Origin of the sequence: Microbacterium aquilitoris (assembly GCF_031932285.1) — a bacterium.
Classification (GTDB): Bacteria; Actinomycetota; Actinomycetes; order Actinomycetales; family Microbacteriaceae; genus Microbacterium; species Microbacterium aquilitoris.
In genome coordinates this window covers 1231373-1249673 of record NZ_JAUZVT010000002.1, presented here as the reverse complement: position 1 = coordinate 1249673, position 18301 = coordinate 1231373, and the positions used below count along the sequence as shown (strand labels likewise).

Sequence of the window (18301 nt, the reverse complement as noted above, 5' to 3'; positions counted from 1 at the left end):
CACCACGACAGACCCCGGGTTCGTTCAGAACTCGGGGTCTATCAGTTCCTCCGGGACGTTCTTCGCGGCAGCCTCATCCACGAAGAACACGGTCTGCTTCCGCCCCTTCGCGCCGGCCGCCGGGACCGAGTGGTAGCTCGCGCCGGCGAGGGCCAGCCCCAGCGCCGACGCCTTGTCCGTACCGGGCAGGACGAGCCACACCCGTCGGGACGAGTTGATGACCGGTCGCGTCAGGGTGATCCGGTCGGACGGTGGCACGGGAGAGTCCCGCACGGCGAGGACCGAGTGGTCGGTGTCGCCGATCTCGCTCCGGTCCGGGAACAGCGAGGCGATGTGCCCGTCCGGTCCCACCCCCAGGAAGGCGATGGTGAATCGGGGCCAAGCCTGCCCGGCCGCACCGTACTCCGCGAGCTCGGCAGCGTAATCGGTCGCGGCCTCGTCATGGCTCCGACCCGCATCCGCTGACGAGATCGGGTGGATGTTCTGCTCGGGGACGTCGATCTGCGACAGGAACGCGAGACGGGCCGCCACCTCGTTGCGGGCAGGATCGTCGGCCGCGACGAAGCGCTCGTCACCCCACCAGAAGTGAACCTTCGACCAGTCCACATCGTGACGGGCTGAGCTTTCGCCGGCTGCCTGGAGGACGGACGTACCCGCCGTGCCGCCGGTCAGCAGGACGTGCGTGGTCTTCCCCTCGCTTGCGCGCGACGAGATCCGTTGGAAGAAGCGCTTCGCGACACCTTCGGCCAGGGTCCGGGCATCCGGACTGACGACGACGCGCTTCTCCGCGCGGAACTCCGACATGCGACTCCTACCTCGTGGGAGGGTCGAGGAGCTCCCACCCTTCGGTGATGACTCGACCATACAAGAGGTCGGGATCGAGACGGCGCAGCTCCTCCGCGAGGCACTCCCGCAGCGACCGGCGCGGCAGGACGATGTCGTGCGTGGGCTGACCGGGCTGGGTGAGCGTCGCATCCGTCGCGCTGGTGCGCTCCAGGACGATGTCGCCCGACTCGCGGGAGAGCGTGACCGATCGGATGCCGTGCGTCCACTCCTCCTCGTCGGTGTAGTGCCACTCGACGGCGACGTCCAGCTTGAGGCGCAGCCATGCGGCGAGGAGCCCCGTGGACGGCGAACTCCCCGCGCCCACAACCGTGACAGCGGAGACCTGCTCGAACGGCGGCTGGTCCAGGACAGCGGCGAGCTGTTCCCGCCAGTGCGTCAGGCGGGTCCACGCGAGATCCGTGTCGCCGGGGGCGTACGCGGAGCCGAGCTGCGCGAGACGGTCCGGTGCGAACGGCTCGGTCGAGGCATCCGTGATGCGTCGCTGAGCCATGTGGCCGATCGGCGACTGAGCCGGGTCGGTGGGCGGGTCGTCCGGCCACCAGGCCACGACCGGCGCGTCGGGGAGGAGGAGGCCGTTGACGAGGCTCTCCTGGTTGTCGGCGGCCTCGCCGCGTGCCCGGAGGACGACGACCTCGCTCGCACCGGCGTCGCCGCCGACGCGGATCTGCGCGTCGAGGCCGGTCGGAGCGTCCGGCTCGACGACGAGGACGATGACGCGCATCGGGTGCTCACGCGATGCCGCGTTGGCGGCGTCGATGGCTTCCTCGTCGAACCCTCCGGTCGAGACGATCACGAGGGTCAGGACGCGTCCGAGGGCGACGGCGCCGCCCTCTTCGCGGACGCTGACGAGCTTCTTCGCGATCGTTGACACCGTGGTGTCGGGCAGATCGACGATCATGGACGCCTCCAGACGCGGCCGTCACGGGCCAAGAGTTCATCGGCGGACGGGGGACCCCAGGAACCGGGGGAGTACTGCTCGAGCGGCTCGTCCTGCTCGGCCCAGAAGCGTTCGACCGGGTCCAGGATGCGCCACGAGAGCTCCACCTCTTCGTGCCGGGGGAACAGGGGAGGATCGCCCAGGAGGACGTCGAGGATGAGTCGTTCGTAGGCCTCGGGGCTCGACTCGGTGAACGCGTGGCCGTAGCCGAAGTCCATCGTGACGTCGCGCACCTCGTTGCCGGCGCCGGGGACCTTCGACCCGAAGCGGAGCGTCACGCCCTCGTCGGGCTGGATGCGGATGACGAGCGCGTTCTGGCCGAGCTGCAGTGCCTGCGAGCGCAGGAACAGAAGCGGGGGCGTGTGCTTGAACACGACGGCGATCTCCGTGACGCGGCGTCCGAGCCGCTTTCCGGTGCGCAGGTAGAACGGGACGCCGTTCCACCGGCGCGTCGCGATCTCGAGCTTGATGGCGGCGTACGTCTCCGTCTTCGACTGCGGATCCATGCCGTCCTCGTCGAGGAACCCGGTGACGTGCTCGCCGCCCTGCCATCCGCCGGCGTACTGACCGCGCGCGGTGGCGGTCGCGAGATCCTCGGGCAGCGTGACCGCCGCGAGGACCTTCTCCTTCTCGGCGCGCAGGTGCTCTGCGTCGAGGGAGATGGGCTCCTCCATCGCGGTGAGAGCGAGGAGCTGGAGGAGGTGGTTCTGGATGACGTCGCGTGCCGCGCCGATGCCGTCGTAGTACCCGGCTCGACCGCCCACGCCGATGTCCTCGGCCATGGTGATCTGGACGTGGTCCACGTAGTTCGCGTTCCACAGCGGCTCGTACAGCTCGTTGGCGAACCGGAGCGCCAGGATGTTCTGGACCGTCTCCTTGCCGAGGTAGTGGTCGATGCGGAAGATCGCGTCGGCGGGGAAGGCGACTTCGAGAGCCTCGTTCAGCTCGCGGGCCGTCTGCAGATCGCTGCCGAACGGCTTCTCGATCACGACGCGGCGCCAGGTGTCTCCGCCGGCGGACTCATCGACCAGTCCGGAGTCGCGCAGCTGCCGTGCCACGACCGGGAAGTCCTTGGGCGGGATCGACAGGTAGTAGGCGTGATTGCCCATGGTGCCGCGCTCGGTGTCGAGCTTCTCGACCGTCTCGCGGAGACGAGCGAAGGATGCCGGGTCGTCGAACTCGCCCTGGACGAAACGGATCCCCTGGAGGAGCTGGTTCCAGGTCTCCTCACGGAAGGGGGTGCGGGCATGCTGTCGCACCGCCTCGTACACGACCTTCGCGAAGTCCTGGTCCTCCCAGTCGCGACGCGCGAACCCTACGAGGGCGAACCCGGGGGGCAGAAGTCCGCGGTTGGCGAGGTCGTACACGGCAGGCATGAGCTTCTTGCGCGACAGATCGCCCGTCACGCCGAAGATCACGAGCGCGCTCGGCCCCGCGATGCGGTTGAGGCGACGATCGTCGGGATCGCGGAGGGGGTTGATCCCCCGCGAGATCTCAGCAACCATGGGTCAGTTCGCGCCGTCGAGGGCCTGGCGCACCGTGCCCTGCAGATCGTGCCACGAGACGATGAACTTCTCGACGCCCTCATCCTCGAGCACCTGGGTGACGTCGACGAGGTCGACCCCGGCCTCCGCCAGCTGGTCGAAGACGCGGTGAGCGTCCTCGTAGGCGCCGGTGACGGTGTCCCCGGTGACCTTCGCGTGGTCGAACGTGGCCTCGAGCGTCTTCTCGGGCATCGTGTTCACGGTGCCCGGCGCGACGAGCTCGGTCACGTAGAGGGTGTCGGGAAGGGCAGGGTCCTTGACGCCGGTCGAGGCCCAGAGGGGACGCTGCACCGTCGCGCCCGCGGCGATCAGCTCGGCGGCATCCGACTGAGCGAATCGCTTCTCGAACAGCTCGTACGCCAGCCGCGCGTTGGCGACGCCCGCCTTGCCCTTCAGCGCTGCGGCTTCGCTCGTGCCGATCGCGTCGAGGCGCTTGTCGACCTCGGTGTCCACGCGCGAAACGAAGAACGAGGCAACCGAGTGGATCGTCGCGATGTCGTGACCGTTCTCCTTCGCCCGACGCACACCCTCGAGGTACGCGTCGATGACTGCCGCGTAGCGCTCGAGGCTGAAGATGAGGGTCACGTTCACCGAGATGCCTTCGGCGAGGACGGCGCTGATGGCCGGAAGGCCCGCGAGGGTCGCGGGGATCTTGATCAGCGTGTTCGGGCGGTCGACCTTCGCCCACAGTTCCTTCGCCTGGGCGACGGTCGCGTCGGTGTCGTGTGCGAGGTCGGGGGAGACCTCGATCGACACGCGTCCGTCGACGCCGTCCGTGCGGTCGAACACGGGACGGAAGATGTCGGCCGCGTCACGCACGTCGGTGGTCGTGATCTCGAAGATCGCCGTGTCGACATCCGCGCCCTGGGCCGCAAGAGCCTGCAACGGAGCGTCGTACGAGTCGTCGTCCTTGTTGCCGATTGCGGCCTGGAAGATCGACGGGTTGGTGGTGACGCCGACGACGTCGCGCGTCTCGATCAGCTGGGCGAGGTTGCCGGTGTCGATCCGCGATCGCGAGAGGTCGTCGAGCCAGATGCTGACGCCGGCGGCGGACAGGTCCTCGGTGGGGGTGCTCATGCGTTCTCCTTGACGGTTGCGCGGGCCGCTTCGACGACCGCATCGGCGGTGACGCCGAACTTCTCGAACAGGGTCTTGTAATCGGCGGAGGCGCCGAAGTGGTCGATGCCGACGGTGCGTCCGCTGTCGCCGACGACCGCGCGCCACAGGCCCGTGGCTCCCGCCTCGACCGAGACGCGCGCCGTGACCGCGGCGGGCAGGACCGACTCGCGGTAGTCCGCATCCTGTTCGGCGAACCATTCGAGGCTGGGTGCGGACACGACGCGTGCGCCGATGCCCTCGGCGGCGAGCGTCTCGCGTGCCGCCACGGCCAGCTGGACCTCGGAGCCGGTGGCGATGAGGATCACGTCGGGCTCTCCCTCGGGAGCGTCGAGGAGCGTGTACGCACCCTTAGCGACACCATCCGTCGTGGCGTAGCCGTTCTCTCCGCGCGGGAACACGGCGATGTTCTGGCGGGTGAGAGCGATACCCGTCGGGCCGTCCTGGCGGCGCAGGATCTCGAGCCAGGCCGCGGCCGTCTCGTTCGCATCGGCGGGACGGACGACCGTGAAGTTCGGGATGAGCCGCAGCGTCGCGAGCTGCTCGATCGGCTGGTGCGTCGGGCCGTCCTCGCCGAGGGCAACGGAGTCGTGGGTCCACACGAACACCGAGGGGATGTTCATGAGGGCGGCCAGTCGCACCGCCGGGCGCATGTAGTCGCTGAAGATCAGGAACGTCCCGCCGAACGGACGCGTCGGACCGTGCAGCTTGATGCCGTTGACGATCGCGCCCATGGCGTGTTCGCGGATGCCGAAGTGCAGCACGCGTCCATAGGGGTCGCCCGACCACTCGTGCGTGGACCACTCGGCCGGGATGAAGCTCTTCGCGTCCTTGATCGTCGTCAGGTTCGACTCGGCGAGGTCGGCCGAACCGCCCCAGAGCTCGGGGAGCTCGGCGGCGAGGGCGTTGAGGACGAGGCCCGAAGCGGCACGGGTCGAGACGTCCTTGCCGGCCTCGAAGGAGGGGAGGGCGTCGGCGATTCCGTCGGGCAGGGCTGCCGCCTCGAGGCGGTCGAGCAGCGCCTTCCGCTCGGGGTTCGCGGCGGCCCAGGCGTCGAAGGACTCCTGCCAGGCGGCGCGGTCGGTCGCTGCGCGCTGGGCGAGCGAACGGGTGTGGGCGAGGACCTCGTCCGCGACGGCGAAGTTCTCTTCGGGGTCGAAGCCGAGGACCTTCTTCGTGGCAGCGAGTTCGTCGGCGCCGAGGGCGGAACCGTGGATCTTGCCCGAGTTCTGCTTGCCGGGCGAGGGCCAGCCGATGATCGTCTTGAGGACGATGAGGGAGGGCTTGGACGTCTCGGCCTTGGCGGCCTCGATCGCGGCGTGGAGGGCAGCGACATCCTCGACGTACTCGCCGGTCTTCTTCCAGTCGACCGTCTGCACCTGCCAGCCGTAGGCCTCGTACCGGGCCTGCACGTCCTCGGTGAAGGCGACGTTGGTGTCGTCCTCGATCGAGATCTGGTTCGAGTCGTAGATCGCGATCAGGTTGCCGAGCTGCTGGTGGCCCGCGAGCGAACCGGCCTCGGAGGTGACACCCTCCTGGAGGTCGCCGTCACCGGCGATGACGAAGATGTGGTGGTCGAACGGCGAGGTGCCGGCTTCGGCCTCGGGGTCGAAGAGACCGCGCTCGTATCGTGCGGCGTAGGCGAAGCCGACGGCCGAGGCGAGCCCCTGGCCGAGCGGACCCGTCGTGATCTCCACACCCTTCGTGTGGCCGTACTCGGGGTGGCCGGGGGTCAGCGAGCCCCAGGTGCGGAGCGCCTTCAGGTCATCGAGCTCGAGACCGAAGCCGCCCAGGTAGAGCTGCACGTACTGCGTCAGCGACGAGTGACCGGCGGACAGGATGAACCTGTCGCGACCGAGCCAGTGGGTGTCGGCGGGATCGTGGCGCAGCACGCGCTGGTAGAGCAGGTACGCCGCGGGCGCGAGGCTCATCGCGGTCCCCGGGTGGCCGTTGCCGACCTTCTCGACGGCATCCGCCGCCAGCACCCGCGCGGTGTCCACCGCGCGTCGATCGATCTCGTCCCAAACCAGCTCTGACACCTGGAAGCCTTTCGTCGGTGAGTCGGCGCGGACGACTGCTGATCATGAAAGAAGAGGGACGTCCCGCGTCGGGATTTTCAGCATATCGACCCGGGGCACCCGCCGAGGCCGGGGCGGCGCTCTGTGACGTGCGCTGTCAGCGAAGCGTCCGATCCGGTCGAGAAGTACCGCCCGCGGAGGATGCCGTAGACTCGGGGGACGATCTACACGGCAGGGGCGATGGCACTCACGGACACCGGCGCGCGCGTATCCGCGCCCGCTCGACAGTCGTTCGGCCGAACCCTCCGCGCGTACGTTCAGCTGACGAAGCCGCGGGTTCTCGAACTGCTGCTCGTCACGACGATCCCGGTCATGTTCCTGGCCGCGAACGGTCTCCCTGATCTCTGGCTGATCCTCGCGACGGTTCTGGGCGGCGCCATGAGCGCGGGCTCGGCGGCATCCTTCAACATGTACCTCGATCGCGACATCGATGCGCACATGAAGCGCACCGAGAACCGACCGCTCGTCACGGGTGAGGTCTCACCCCGCGGCGCGCTCGTCTTCTCGTGGACGCTCGCCATCGTGTCCACGGTGTGGCTCTGGGTGTTCACGAACTGGGTCGCCGCAGCCCTCAGCGCCGCAGCCATCTTCTTCTACGTCGTGATCTACACGATCCTTCTCAAGCGCCGCACCGAGCAGAACATCGTGTGGGGCGGGATCGCCGGGTGCTTCCCGGTCATCATCGGGTGGTCGGCCGTCACGGGTTCTCTCACCTGGACGCCCTTCATCCTGTTCCTGCTCGTGTTCCTCTGGACGCCGCCGCACTACTGGCCGCTGTCCATGAAGTACAAGGGGGACTACGCGGAGGTCGATGTGCCGATGCTCGGCGCGACCCGCGACGGTGCACAGGTCGGCCTGCAGGTCATCCTCTACGCGTGGGCGACCATCGCGAGTTCACTCCTGCTGATCCCGGTCGCCGGCATGGGCATCGTCTACACCGTGTCCGCGCTCGTGTTCGGCGGCTGGTTCATCTACGAGTCCCACGTCCTGTATGCACGTGCTGTGCGCGGCGACAAGATCCAGCCGATGCGCGTGTTCCACGCCTCCATCACGTACTTGACGCTGCTGTTCGTCGCCATCGCGATCGACCCGCTGCTGCCGTTCTGACCGCAGCGGGCCGATCACTCGGTCAGCGTGCCGCGCCGTCGAGGACGGGCTCGGTCGTGTCGTGGTCTTCCGGCTGGTCGACGGGCTCGATGGCGTCGTCCGCCTCGGGTGCAGTCTGCGCCTGAGGGGTGACGGCGAAGGCGCGTAGGGCGCCCAGCGTGAAGGCCAACAGGAGGCCGATCGCGCCGACGCCGATCAGGATCGCGCCCAGGACGGCCCAGATCTGCCCGACATAGACCTCCACGCCGGTCGCGGTACCGGCGGTCAGCGCGGTCTCCATCGTCCCGAGCTTGTCGATCAGGACGACGGCGCCGGCGGCGCTGGATGCGAGGGAGCCTGCCACGAGCAGCCAGAACGGGATGCTGCGGGTCAGGCGGGGGCGGGTGTTCATCGAATCTCCTCCGGGTCGAAGCCGTCCGGATTCGAACGGCCCGGGCCACTGTGGTCGATGGACCCTGCGGGAGGTGATGCGGAACCTATGAACTTTCAGTGAGAGGTGGCGACGTCTTCGGCCGGTACGGGCGCCTTGAGGCGCAGGATGACCACGGTCATGGTGGCCGCCGTCAGTGCAGCGAGCACCATGTGGACGCCGACCGCGATCTCGGGGAGACCGTTGCGCGCCTGGTAAAGACCCACCGCGATCTGGACCGCTTCGGCGAGCAGGAGGACGGAGATCCACGTGCGGGGCCGCAGGCGCTTCGCCCAGGCGACGCCGACCAGCACGAGTGTCAAAGCGAGAAGCGTGTATCCCGGCCAGGCGTGGACGTGCTCGAGGATCTCGGCGTTGAAGCCGTTCCGGCCGGCCGCCGCATCGCCCGAGTGGGGGCCGGCGCCGGTGGTGAGGACTCCGAAAGCAATTGTCACCGCGAGGACGGCGGTCGTGGCGTGCGCGAGCCCGGCGTACCACGTCGGTACGACGCGGATGCGGGGAGCGGCCGGCTCCTTCATCCGCGCGAGGAACGCGGCGCAGACGCAGACGAGGACCAGCGACACGACGTAGTGGAAGCCGACGATGAACGGATTGAGGCCCGTCAGGACCGTGATGCCGCCGACGATCGCCTGCGCGACGACGCCGCCGAGGACGATGAGCGCCATGACGAACAGGTCGCGGCGGGCACGCCGCATCCGCCACACGAGGATGACGACGATCAGCGCGAGGATGCCGACGAGCCCCGTCAGCGTCCGGTTGCCGAACTCGATGACGCCGTGGATGCCCATCTCGGGAGTCGCCACGAGCGATTCCGGCGTGCAGGTGGGCCACGTGGGGCAGCCGAGGCCGGAGCCGGTGAGCCGGACGGCGCCGCCGGTGCCGATGATGAGCGTCTCGGCGATGAACGAGAGCCAGGCCACGAGGGGCAGCAGACGCGGCATCCGCGTGACGGGCGGGGCGGTCGGTGTCGACGCGGTGATGAGCATGGGGTCGCCTCCGGGCGAGGGCCGGCACGCCGCGGGGGACGGCCGTGCCTGTAGAATGAAGCAGTCGGCGAGCGCGATCCCCATCGCAGCCCGCACAACGATTCTAGGCGCGGTATCGCGTCGTCAGAGCGGCCAGCAGCGGCATCCCCCTCGTGCACTCCTCTCACGGGAGGGAATGCCGGAACGGATGACACCGTTGCCGCCCGTGAGGAGGAAATTCATGTCGGATGTGCTCATCGACCGTCCCGAACTCGAAGGCCTGGGGGTGTACGAGTTCGGCTGGCACGACGCGGATGCCGCCGGTGCCATCGCCCAGCGAGGTATCAACGAGGACGTGGTCCGCGGGATCTCGGCTCTCAAGAGCGAACCCGAATGGATGCTGAAGACCCGCCTCAAGGGGTACCAGCTCTTCGGGCGCAAGCCCATGCCGACGTGGGGCGCCGACCTCTCGGGCATCGACTTCGACAACATCAAGTACTTCGTGCGCTCGACCGAGAAGCAGGCGCAGACGTGGGAGGACCTCCCCGAGGAGATCCGCAACACGTACGAGAAGCTCGGCATCCCCGAGGCGGAGCGTCAGCGCCTCGTCGCCGGCGTCGCCGCTCAGTACGAGTCCGAGGTCGTCTACCACCAGATCCGCGAGGACCTGGAGCAGCAGGGTGTCATCTTCATGGACACCGACACGGCACTGCGCGAGCACCCCGAGTTCTTCGAGGAGTACTTCGGCACGGTCATCCCCGCGGGCGACAACAAGTTCGCCGCGCTGAACACCGCTGTGTGGTCGGGTGGCTCGTTCGTCTACGTCCCCAAGGGCGTGCACGTCGAGATCCCGCTCCAGGCCTACTTCCGCATCAACACCGAGAACATGGGCCAGTTCGAGCGGACGCTGATCATCGCCGACGAGGACAGCTACGTCCACTACATCGAGGGTTGCACCGCTCCGATCTACAAGAGCGACTCGCTGCACTCGGCCGTCGTCGAGATCATCGTGAAGAAGAACGCCCGCGTTCGGTACACGACGATCCAGAACTGGTCGAACAACGTCTACAACCTCGTCACCAAGCGCGCCGTCGCCCATGAGGGCGCGACCATGGAATGGGTCGACGGCAACATCGGCTCCAAGGTGACGATGAAGTACCCGTCGATCTATCTCATGGGCGAGCACGCCAAGGGCGAGACCCTGTCCGTCGCTTTCGCCGGTCCCGGCCAGCACCAGGACGCCGGCGCGAAGATGATCCACATGGCGCCGTACACCCAGTCGTCGATCGTCTCGAAGTCGATCGCGCGCGGCGGCGGCCGCGCCGGCTACCGCGGTGAGGTGCGGGTGGACGCCAACGCGCACCACTCCGCCAACACGGTCCGCTGCGACGCGCTGCTGGTCGACACGATCTCGCGCTCCGACACGTACCCGGCGATCGACATCCGTGTCGACGACGTCCAGCTCGGCCACGAGGCGACCGTCTCGAAGGTCAGCGAGGAGCAGCTGTTCTATCTCATGAGCCGCGGCATGCCCGAGGACGAGGCGATGGCGATGATCGTGCGCGGCTTCATCGAGCCGATCGCCCGCGAACTGCCCATGGAGTACGCCCTCGAGCTGAACAAGCTCATCGAGATGGGCATGGAAGGATCCGTCGGCTGATGACGACAGCGACTCAGGCCCCCGCATCCGATGCGAAGGGCCACATCGACCCTGCGGCGAAAGTGACCGACCGGAACGTTCCCGTGCAGACCCGCTCGGAGCGTCCGTGGTCGTTCGACCCGGCCGACTTCGGCCCGCCGACCGGCCGCGAGGTCAACTGGAAGCACACGCCGCTCGACCGCGTCGCCGCGCTGCTGGCCGACGAGCCCGCTCCGCACGACGTCATCGGCGTCGAGGTGACCGGACCGGATGCCGTCGAGCACCGCCGTCTGCAGAAGGACGAGGCGCCTCGTGGCGAGGTCTTCCGCCCCGAGGATGTCGTCAGCGCGATCGCCTGGGCTCAGGAGCCCGAGGCGCCGCTCATTCGGATCCCCGCGAACACCGAGATCGACGAGCCCGTCGTCGTGACCCTCACCGGTCGCGGGGGCGTCGCTCATGCGCACGTCGTCATCGAGGCGCAGGCGAATTCGCGCGGTACCGTCGTGCTGCGCCACGAGGGAACCGCCGCTCAGGCGCAGAACGTCGAGATCATCGTCCGCGACGGCGCCGCCCTCACGGTCGTGTCGGTCCAGCGATGGGATGACGACGCCGTGCACCTCGCCGCGCACCAGGCCCGCGTGGACCGCGACGCGACCCTCACCCACATCGTCGTCAGCCTGGGCGGCGGCCTCGTGCGCGTGAACCCGTCGGTCGAGCTCGCCGGTTCCGGCGCGCAGGGACGCCTGTACGGTCTCTCGTTCGCCGACGCGGGGCAGCATCTCGAGAGCCAGGTCTACCTCCACCACAAGGGCGACCACACGAACGGCGACGTCCTGTACAAGAGTGCGCTGCAGGGTGCCTCGGCGCGGACCGTCTGGATCGGCGACGTCCTCATCGGACCGGATGCCGTCGGCACCGACTCCTACGAAGCGAATCGTAACCTCGTCCTCACCGACGGAGCGCGCGCAGACTCCATCCCGAACCTCGAGATCGAGACCGGTGACATCGTCGGTGCCGGGCACGCGAGCGCGACGGGCCGGTTCGACGACGAGCAACTCTTCTACCTGCAGGCCCGCGGGATCGACGAGGAGCAGGCACGACGTCTGGTCGTCCTCGGCTTCCTCGCCGAGATCGTCCAGAAGATCGGCATCCCGTCCCTCGAGGACGAGTTCATCGCCGCCATCGAGGCGGAGCTCGTCGGGGAGGTCACGCGATGACCGCCGAGAAGGTGCTCCAGCTGAGCGAGCTCGAGCAGGACACCGCCGTGCGCGTCGAGGTCGGCGGTGTCGCCATCTCCGTGGTGCTCGACGGTCAGGGCGAGGTCCACGCGATCGGCGACACCTGCACGCACGGTGACATCTCGCTGGCGGACGGCTTCGTCGAGGGCGAAACGCTCGAATGCTGGGCGCACGGGTCCGCGTTCTCGCTCCGCACCGGCCGCCCCCTGAATCTCCCGGCCTACGAGCCGGTGCCCGTCTACGAGGTCACGATCGACGGGGACGACATCCTCATCGATCCCGCCGTGACCAAAGCCGTGAACTGAAGAAAGAAGCTGACATGTCTGTCCTCGAGATCCGCGACCTCCATGTGACCGTCGAGACGGAAGCCGGCGAGACCCCGATCCTCAACGGCGTCACCCTCACCGTCCGCACGGGCGAGACCCACGCCATCATGGGCCCGAACGGCTCCGGCAAGTCGACGCTCGCGTACACGATCGCCGGCCACCCCAAGTACACCGTCACGGGTGGCACCATCACCCTCGACGGCGAGGACGTCCTCGCGATGTCGGTCGACGAGCGTGCGCGCGCCGGTCTCTTCCTGGCGATGCAGTACCCGGTCGAGATCCCCGGTGTGACGGTCACGAACTTCCTGCGTACCGCCAAGACCGCCATCGACGGCGAAGCGCCGTCGATCCGCTCGTGGACGAAGGACGTGAAGGGCGCCATGCAGAACCTGCGCATGGACCCGAAGTTCGCCGCCCGCAACGTCAATGAGGGCTTCTCCGGCGGCGAGAAGAAGCGCCACGAGATCCTGCAGCTCGAGCTCCTGAAGCCCAAGCTCGCCATCCTCGACGAGACGGACTCCGGCCTCGACGTCGACGCGCTCAAGATCGTCTCCGAGGGCGTCAACCGCGCCAAGGAGGAGAGCGACATGGGCGTCCTGCTCATCACCCACTACACCCGCATCCTCCGCTACATCCAGCCCGACTTCGTCCACGTCCTCGTGAACGGTCGCGTCGCTGAGGAAGGCGGCCCGGAGCTCGCAGCGCGGCTGGAGGACGAGGGTTACGACCGTTTCCTCGCCCCGGTCGGCGGCGAGCAGGCCTAGGATCGTCGCATGACCGAGACGCTCGCACCCGAGAAGTACGACGAGGTCACCGAGGCGCTCAAGGACGTCATGGACCCCGAGTTGGGGGTCAACATCGTCGACCTCGGCTTGATCTACGACCTGGGATGGGACGACGAGAACGACGCCCTCGTCATCCACATGACCCTGACGTCGGCCGGCTGCCCCCTGACGGACGTCCTCGAGGAACAGACCGGCCAGGCACTCGACGGCGTCGTGGACCGATTCCGTATCAACTGGGTCTGGATGCCGCCGTGGGGACCGGAGAAGATCACCGATGACGGTCGCGACATGATGCGCGCGCTCGGATTCTCGATCTGACCCGAAGACCGCGGCCACCCGGCCGATGGAAGAAGCGGTGCGACTGTGTCGCACCGCTTCTTCAGTTCTCCGACCGGCCGAGTCGCCAGTAGCCCATGAAGGCGACGGCACGGCGGTCGACGCCGACCTCGCTCACCAGGTGACGACGCAGTGCCTTGATGGCTGAGGCCTCGCCGGCCAGCCACGCGTACAGCGGCGCGCTCTTCAGGGCGGCTCCACCCTTCGCCGTGCGGGGGACCTCCCACAGGATGTCGTGGTCGACGTCGATCTCCTCGACCTCGGCTCCGATACCGCGGGGTGCGAGACGGTGGGCGACCTCGCTGACGGCGGCGATGAGGTGATCGTGTCGGCGGTTCTCGCCCGCCCGGGCCGCGGTGATGAGCTCGAATCCCGGATGAGTGGGCAGATACGCGATGTCATCGGCATGCGGCACCTCAAGGACGACGACGCCGCGAGCGTCGGCGGGGAGCTGCTCCAGAATGCGGGCGATCGCGGGCGCCGCGGTCTCGTCTCCCGCGAGGAGGATGTTCTCCGTCTTGGCGGGCGGGACGAAGTCGATGCCGTAATTGACGCCCGTGTGGGAGGTCGTCGGCGCGAGGATCAGCACCTCGTCGCCTGCCTTCGCCTCGGCGATCCACGCCGAAGCGGGGCCCATGACGTCGTGCGCCACCATGTCGATGTCGACCTCGTTGGCCTCGTTCCGCACGGCGCGAGTCGTGTACGTCCGCATCACGGGACGGGCGTCGTCGGGCAGTGCGCGCCACTGGTCGTACCAGTCCTCACCGGTGGGCATCGAGTCGATCGGCGCGGTCGGAGTGGGGAAGAGGATCTTCACCCGCTGGTCGAACCCCGGGTCACCGTAGGCGGAGAGCGCGGTGTCCTTGAAGGTGAAGCGGCGGAAACTGGGGGTCACGTCTGCGACGGACGCCACCGGTGCACGGAAGAAGGCCATGGTGTTGAGGGACATCGGTCACTCCGGGTATCAGCTGACGGCGCCGTCGAGGCGCGCGGGGACGTGGTGTCGACCGATGGGGAGAACCAGCGGTCGACCGGTGAGCGGGTCGGGGATGACGCGGCTGTCGAGACCGAAGACCTCGTGGACCGTCTCCGCAGTCAGGACCTGCTCAGGAGCGCCGGAAGCGAAGATCCGTCCGGCGGACATCGCGACCAGGTGGTCGGCGTAGCGTGCGGCCAGGTTGAGATCGTGGAGCACCATGACGATGGTGGTTCCGCGCGACCGGTTGAGGTCGGTCAGCAGGTCGAGCACGTCGATCTGATGGCTCACGTCGAGGAACGTCGTCGGCTCGTCGAGCAGGAGGACATCCGTCTGCTGGGCGAGGGCCATCGCGATCCAGACGCGCTGGCGCTGGCCGCCGGAGAGCTCATCGACGGGACGGTCCGCGATCGCGACGATGTCGGTCGCTTCGAGGGCTTCTGCCACGGCGTTGTCGTCTGCCGGCGTCCAGCGTGCGAGCGGCCCGTGGTGGGGAGTACGTCCGCGACTGACGAGGTCGGAGACGGCGATCCCCTCGGGAGCGATCGGCGACTGCGGCAGCAATCCGAGATCGCGGGCGACCTGCTTGGTCGGCATCCGGTGGATGTCCTTGCCGTCGAGGAGGACCTGACCTGCTCTGGGGGGGAGGAGGCGCGCCATCGCCTTGAGCAGGGTCGACTTGCCGCAGGCGTTCGCGCCGACGATCGCTGTGACTTTGCCTGCGGGAACGGTGAGATCCAGCGTGTCGACGATCGTCCGGTCACCGTAGGCGAGCGAGATCCCCGCCGCGGTGAGGGTGCGGTGGGCGGTCATAGGGTGCCTCCCGAGCGGCTGCTGCGGATGAGAAGGAAGATGAGGTACGGCGCGCCGAGCACGCCCGTGACCACGCCGACGGGCAGTCGGAGACCGAGGAGATACTGTCCGACGAAGTCCGCGACGAGCACCAGGAGGGCGCCGAACAAGCCGGCGACGAGGACGGGGGATCCGACGGGTCCCAGCATCCGTGCCGCGATGGGGCCCGCCAGGAAGGCGACGAACGAGATGGGTCCTGCCGCCGCGGTCGCGAACGCCAGCAGGGTCACGGCGGCGATGATGAGCATGACGCGCCGACGCTCGACGGGGACTCCGAGCGCTGCGGCGGTGTCGTCGCCGAGTCGCATCAGCTCGAGGTCGCGCGAGAGCCAGAGGATGACGGGGACTCCGATCACCACGGCGACGGCGAGAGGGACGGCCTCGTTCCAGGATGCGCCGTTGAGGTTGCCCGTGATCCAGCGCATCGCGGCCTGGAGGTCCCACTCCGCGGCCCGCGATAGGACGTACGCCACGACGCTGTTGAAGATCGCGGCGACGCCGATCCCGATGAGGATGAACCTGGCGCCCGCCCCGCCGTCCTTGTACGCCAGGAGGTAGATGGACAGGGCGGTGACCAGAGCACCCACCGTGGCGAGGATCGCGACCGGGGTCTGGTCGAGGGAGAGGAACACGATTCCGACGACGGCCGCGGCGCTGGCCCCCGCGTTGATTCCGATGATGTCGGGGCTGGCGAGCGGGTTGCGGAGCATGGTCTGGAACACCGCACCGCCGATGCCGAAGCACGCCCCCGCGAGCAGACCGACCGTCGAACGGGGCAGTCGGAGCTCGCCGACCGTGAACGAGGCGCCGGGAACGAGCTGCCCGGTGATGACGCCCCAGACCTCGGCGGGGGAGTAGAAGCTCTGACCCACCATCAGCGACACCAGGTAGGTGGCCGCGACGGCGATCACGAGAATGCTCGTGACGAGCACACGTCGACGCGCTCTGCGTGCTCGGCCTCGCGTGACGAGGTCGAGCGTCGACTGCTGAACGGATGCCGCGGTCACAGTGCACGCATCTTCTGTCGACGCACGATGGCGATGAAGAACGGGGCGCCGATGAGCGCGGTGACCACACCGACCTCGACTTCCTGCGGCGGGGCGATCACACGACCGACGACATCCGCGATGGTGAGGAGGCCGCCACCGACGAGCGCCGAGATGGGCAGGAGCCACCGGTGGTCGGGACCGACGATAAGCCGGCAGACGTGCGGGACGATGAGGCCGACGAACCCGATGGGGCCGGCGACGGCGGTCGCCGCACCGCAGAGGATGACGGCTCCGAGCGCGGCCAGGAGTCGCGCTGTCTGCACCCGCTCGCCGAGGCCCGCGGCGAGGTCGTCGCCGAGTGCCAGGGAGTTGAGGCCCCCGGCGGAAGCGAAGCAGATCGCTGCGCCGACGATGAGGAACGGGAGGACGAGGAGGATCTTGTCGGGGGATGCTCCGCCGACGCCGCCGATCTGCCAGAAACGGAAGACGCTCATGACGTCGATGCGGGGGAGCAGGATCGCGCTGATCAGCGAGGTGAAGGCGACCGCGGTCGCGGCGCCCGCCAGCGCGAGCTTCAGCGGGCTGGCGCCGCCCCGGCCGAGAGATCCCACCGTGTAGACGAACACGGCGGCGACGGCAGCGCCGAGCATGGCGAGCCAGATGTAACCGAAGGCATCCGTGATACCGAAGAAGGCGAGCCCGACGACCACGGCGAGAGAGGCGCCGCCGTTGATTCCGAGGATCTGCGGGTCCGCGAGGGGGTTTCGCGTCACACCCTGCATGACGGTCCCTGCCACGGCGAGCGCCGCCCCGATCAGTAGGGCGAGGATCGTCCGCGGCACGCGCTTCGCGACGGCGGCGGCGGATGCCGTGTCGACTTCCCCGGACAACCCTGCCCAGATGTCGTTGATGCCCACGGATCTCGCCCCCAGCGTCACGGACAGGACTGCAGCCACAGCCACGAAGGCGATGAGTGCGACCAGCCAGATCACACGCCGACGCCGCGGTCGCCGTCGCAGGGACGGGACCGCGGTGGCGGCGGGAGCGAGAGTAGTGGACACGTCGATGGATCCGAAGGGCTCAGGAAGCCTTCTTCGCCGCCTCACCGAGCATCTTGACGAACTCCGCGGTGTGGGGGTCGGTGATCGAGAGCGGGGTCGGGTTGGCTGCTGCCGCGAGCGGGTCGTTCACCGACGGCAGGACGACGACGGCCCCGTTCTTCACGGCGGGGATGCGGGACAGCAGCGGGTCCGCCTGCATGGCGGCCAGCGTCGAGTCGTCCCCGTACGTCACGAGCACCTGCAGGTCACTGAACCGCTCGATGTCCTCCGTGCTGTTGACGATCCAGAACTCCTTCGAGGTCTTCGACTGCTCCTCGACGGTCTTCGGGGGCACGGTGCCGAGATCCTTCAGGAACTTCGCGCGGGGGTCTTCGAGCGTGTAGAAGCCGATCTGGCTGAGGTTGCTCGGGTCGAAGGAGCTGAACATCGCCTTCTTGCCGGCGATCTCCGGGTACTTCGCCACCTCGTCGTCGAGGGTCTTCGTCAGCGTCGACACGAGGTCTTCCGCCTGCGTCTTCAGCCCCAGCGCGGTGCCGTTGGTGATCGTCATGTCCTGCCACGTGGTGCCCCACGCGACCTCCGGGTAGGCGACGACGGGCGCGATCTTGCTGAGCTTGTCGTAGTCCGCCTGGGTCAGCCCCGAGTACGCGGCGAGGATGACGTCGGGTCGCGAGTCCGCGACTCCCTCGAAATCGATGCCCTGCGCCTCGTCGAACAGAATGGGCGTCTTGGCACCGAGCTCCGTGAGCTTGTCCTCCACCCAGGGCAGCACACCGTCGCCGTCGTCATCGCCCCACGTCACCTTGGGCATTCCCACCGGAACGACGCCCAGAGCGAGGGCTGCTTCCTGGTTGCCCCACGCCACCGTGGCGACGCGCTCGGGCTTCTTCGCGATGGTGGTCTTGCCGAACGCGTTCTCGATGGTGACGGGGAATGCGTCGCCGGCAGCTGCAGACGATGAGCCACCACCCGCGGCCGGCGCGGCGTTGGTCGCGCAGCCGGTCAGAACGAGGACGGATGCTGCGGCGAGGGCGAGGGCAGTGCGGAAGCGAGGCACGGAGGTCTCCTGAGGGGAA

The 18301-nt window shown here is 68.4% G+C and carries 18 protein-coding genes; 6 read left to right on the top strand and 12 right to left on the bottom strand.

Translation table 11 applies throughout. The features are described from left to right. Positions 1 to 24: 24 nt before the first annotated feature. From pgl to tkt, 5 genes are read right to left on the bottom strand one after another with little or no spacing between them, the layout of a single operon-like run. Complete coding sequence (gene pgl, locus Q9S78_RS12965) at positions 25 to 804, bottom strand: 6-phosphogluconolactonase (RefSeq protein ID WP_311870582.1); 780 nt, start codon at positions 802 to 804, stop codon at positions 25 to 27. A gap of 7 nt (positions 805 to 811) precedes the next feature. Continuing rightward, on the bottom strand, positions 812 to 1744 hold the full coding sequence (locus Q9S78_RS12960; protein ID WP_018186509.1) for a glucose-6-phosphate dehydrogenase assembly protein OpcA: 933 nt from the start codon (positions 1742 to 1744) through the stop codon (positions 812 to 814). Further along, the gene (zwf, locus tag Q9S78_RS12955) at positions 1741 to 3288 is read right to left on the bottom strand and encodes a glucose-6-phosphate dehydrogenase (protein WP_116229246.1); all 1548 of its coding nucleotides are present in this window, start codon (positions 3286 to 3288) and stop codon (positions 1741 to 1743) included. The genes Q9S78_RS12960 and zwf overlap by 4 nt, the downstream gene beginning before the upstream one ends. A 3-nt stretch (positions 3289 to 3291) precedes the next feature. Continuing rightward, the gene (tal, locus tag Q9S78_RS12950; protein ID WP_311870579.1) at positions 3292 to 4404 is read right to left on the bottom strand and encodes a transaldolase; all 1113 of its coding nucleotides are present in this window, start codon (positions 4402 to 4404) and stop codon (positions 3292 to 3294) included. After that, positions 4401 to 6482, bottom strand: coding sequence for a transketolase (gene tkt, locus Q9S78_RS12945; protein ID WP_311870578.1), 2082 nt, complete (start codon positions 6480 to 6482; stop codon positions 4401 to 4403). The genes tal and tkt overlap by 4 nt, the downstream gene beginning before the upstream one ends. A 219-nt stretch (positions 6483 to 6701) precedes the next feature. On the opposite strand from tkt, the gene Q9S78_RS12940 reads away from it, so the two are divergent. After that, positions 6702 to 7628 carry a heme o synthase gene (locus Q9S78_RS12940; protein ID WP_018186513.1) on the top strand — a complete coding sequence of 309 codons (927 nt, stop codon included), beginning with the start codon at positions 6702 to 6704 and terminating at the stop codon, positions 7626 to 7628. Between the two features lie 22 nt (positions 7629 to 7650). Here Q9S78_RS12940 and Q9S78_RS12935 read toward each other — a convergent pair whose 3' ends face one another. Next, positions 7651 to 8019 (bottom strand): hypothetical protein, encoded by a 369-nt coding sequence (locus Q9S78_RS12935; RefSeq protein WP_018186514.1) that lies wholly within the window; start codon positions 8017 to 8019, stop codon positions 7651 to 7653. A 95-nt stretch (positions 8020 to 8114) separates the two neighbouring features. Further along, positions 8115 to 9044, bottom strand: coding sequence for a COX15/CtaA family protein (locus Q9S78_RS12930; RefSeq protein ID WP_311870576.1), 930 nt, complete (start codon positions 9042 to 9044; stop codon positions 8115 to 8117). 220 nt (positions 9045 to 9264) lie between these two features. On the opposite strand from Q9S78_RS12930, the gene sufB reads away from it, so the two are divergent. From sufB to Q9S78_RS12905, 5 genes are read left to right on the top strand one after another with little or no spacing between them, the layout of a single operon-like run. Continuing rightward, positions 9265 to 10683 (top strand): Fe-S cluster assembly protein SufB, encoded by a 1419-nt coding sequence (gene sufB / locus Q9S78_RS12925; RefSeq protein WP_036308589.1) that lies wholly within the window; start codon positions 9265 to 9267, stop codon positions 10681 to 10683. Beyond that, on the top strand, positions 10683 to 11879 hold the full coding sequence (gene sufD / locus Q9S78_RS12920; RefSeq protein WP_311856359.1) for a Fe-S cluster assembly protein SufD: 1197 nt from the start codon (positions 10683 to 10685) through the stop codon (positions 11877 to 11879). The genes sufB and sufD overlap by 1 nt, the downstream gene beginning before the upstream one ends. Continuing rightward, positions 11876 to 12205 carry a non-heme iron oxygenase ferredoxin subunit gene (locus tag Q9S78_RS12915; protein ID WP_020097502.1) on the top strand — a complete coding sequence of 110 codons (330 nt, stop codon included), beginning with the start codon at positions 11876 to 11878 and terminating at the stop codon, positions 12203 to 12205. The genes sufD and Q9S78_RS12915 overlap by 4 nt, the downstream gene beginning before the upstream one ends. Before the next feature lie 14 nt (positions 12206 to 12219). Then, positions 12220 to 12990 carry a Fe-S cluster assembly ATPase SufC gene (gene sufC, locus Q9S78_RS12910; protein ID WP_116229242.1) on the top strand — a complete coding sequence of 257 codons (771 nt, stop codon included), beginning with the start codon at positions 12220 to 12222 and terminating at the stop codon, positions 12988 to 12990. A 9-nt stretch (positions 12991 to 12999) separates the two neighbouring features. Next, positions 13000 to 13329, top strand: a complete 330-nt coding sequence (locus Q9S78_RS12905) for a metal-sulfur cluster assembly factor (protein WP_018186520.1) — start codon at positions 13000 to 13002, stop codon at positions 13327 to 13329. 61 nt (positions 13330 to 13390) lie between these two features. Here Q9S78_RS12905 and Q9S78_RS12900 read toward each other — a convergent pair whose 3' ends face one another. Genes Q9S78_RS12900 through Q9S78_RS12880 form a run of 5 tightly spaced genes read right to left on the bottom strand, consistent with a single transcriptional unit; the run spans position 13391 to position 18282 of the window. Beyond that, a complete protein-coding gene (locus Q9S78_RS12900; RefSeq protein ID WP_116229241.1) occupies positions 13391 to 14296 on the bottom strand; it encodes a siderophore-interacting protein in 906 nt (301 codons plus the stop codon). 15 nt (positions 14297 to 14311) lie between these two features. Further along, positions 14312 to 15136: an ABC transporter ATP-binding protein gene (locus tag Q9S78_RS12895; protein ID WP_311870574.1), complete on the bottom strand. Its 825-nt coding sequence runs from the start codon at positions 15134 to 15136 to the stop codon at positions 14312 to 14314. Next, positions 15133 to 16182: a FecCD family ABC transporter permease gene (locus tag Q9S78_RS12890; RefSeq protein WP_311870572.1), complete on the bottom strand. Its 1050-nt coding sequence runs from the start codon at positions 16180 to 16182 to the stop codon at positions 15133 to 15135. Before Q9S78_RS12890 ends, Q9S78_RS12895 begins: the two co-directional genes overlap by 4 nt. Then, a complete protein-coding gene (locus Q9S78_RS12885; protein ID WP_311870570.1) occupies positions 16179 to 17225 on the bottom strand; it encodes a FecCD family ABC transporter permease in 1047 nt (348 codons plus the stop codon). Before Q9S78_RS12885 ends, Q9S78_RS12890 begins: the two co-directional genes overlap by 4 nt. Positions 17226 to 17244: 19 nt before the next feature. Continuing rightward, a complete protein-coding gene (locus tag Q9S78_RS12880) occupies positions 17245 to 18282 on the bottom strand; it encodes an iron-siderophore ABC transporter substrate-binding protein (protein ID WP_311870568.1) in 1038 nt (345 codons plus the stop codon). Positions 18283 to 18301 lie beyond the last annotated feature (19 nt).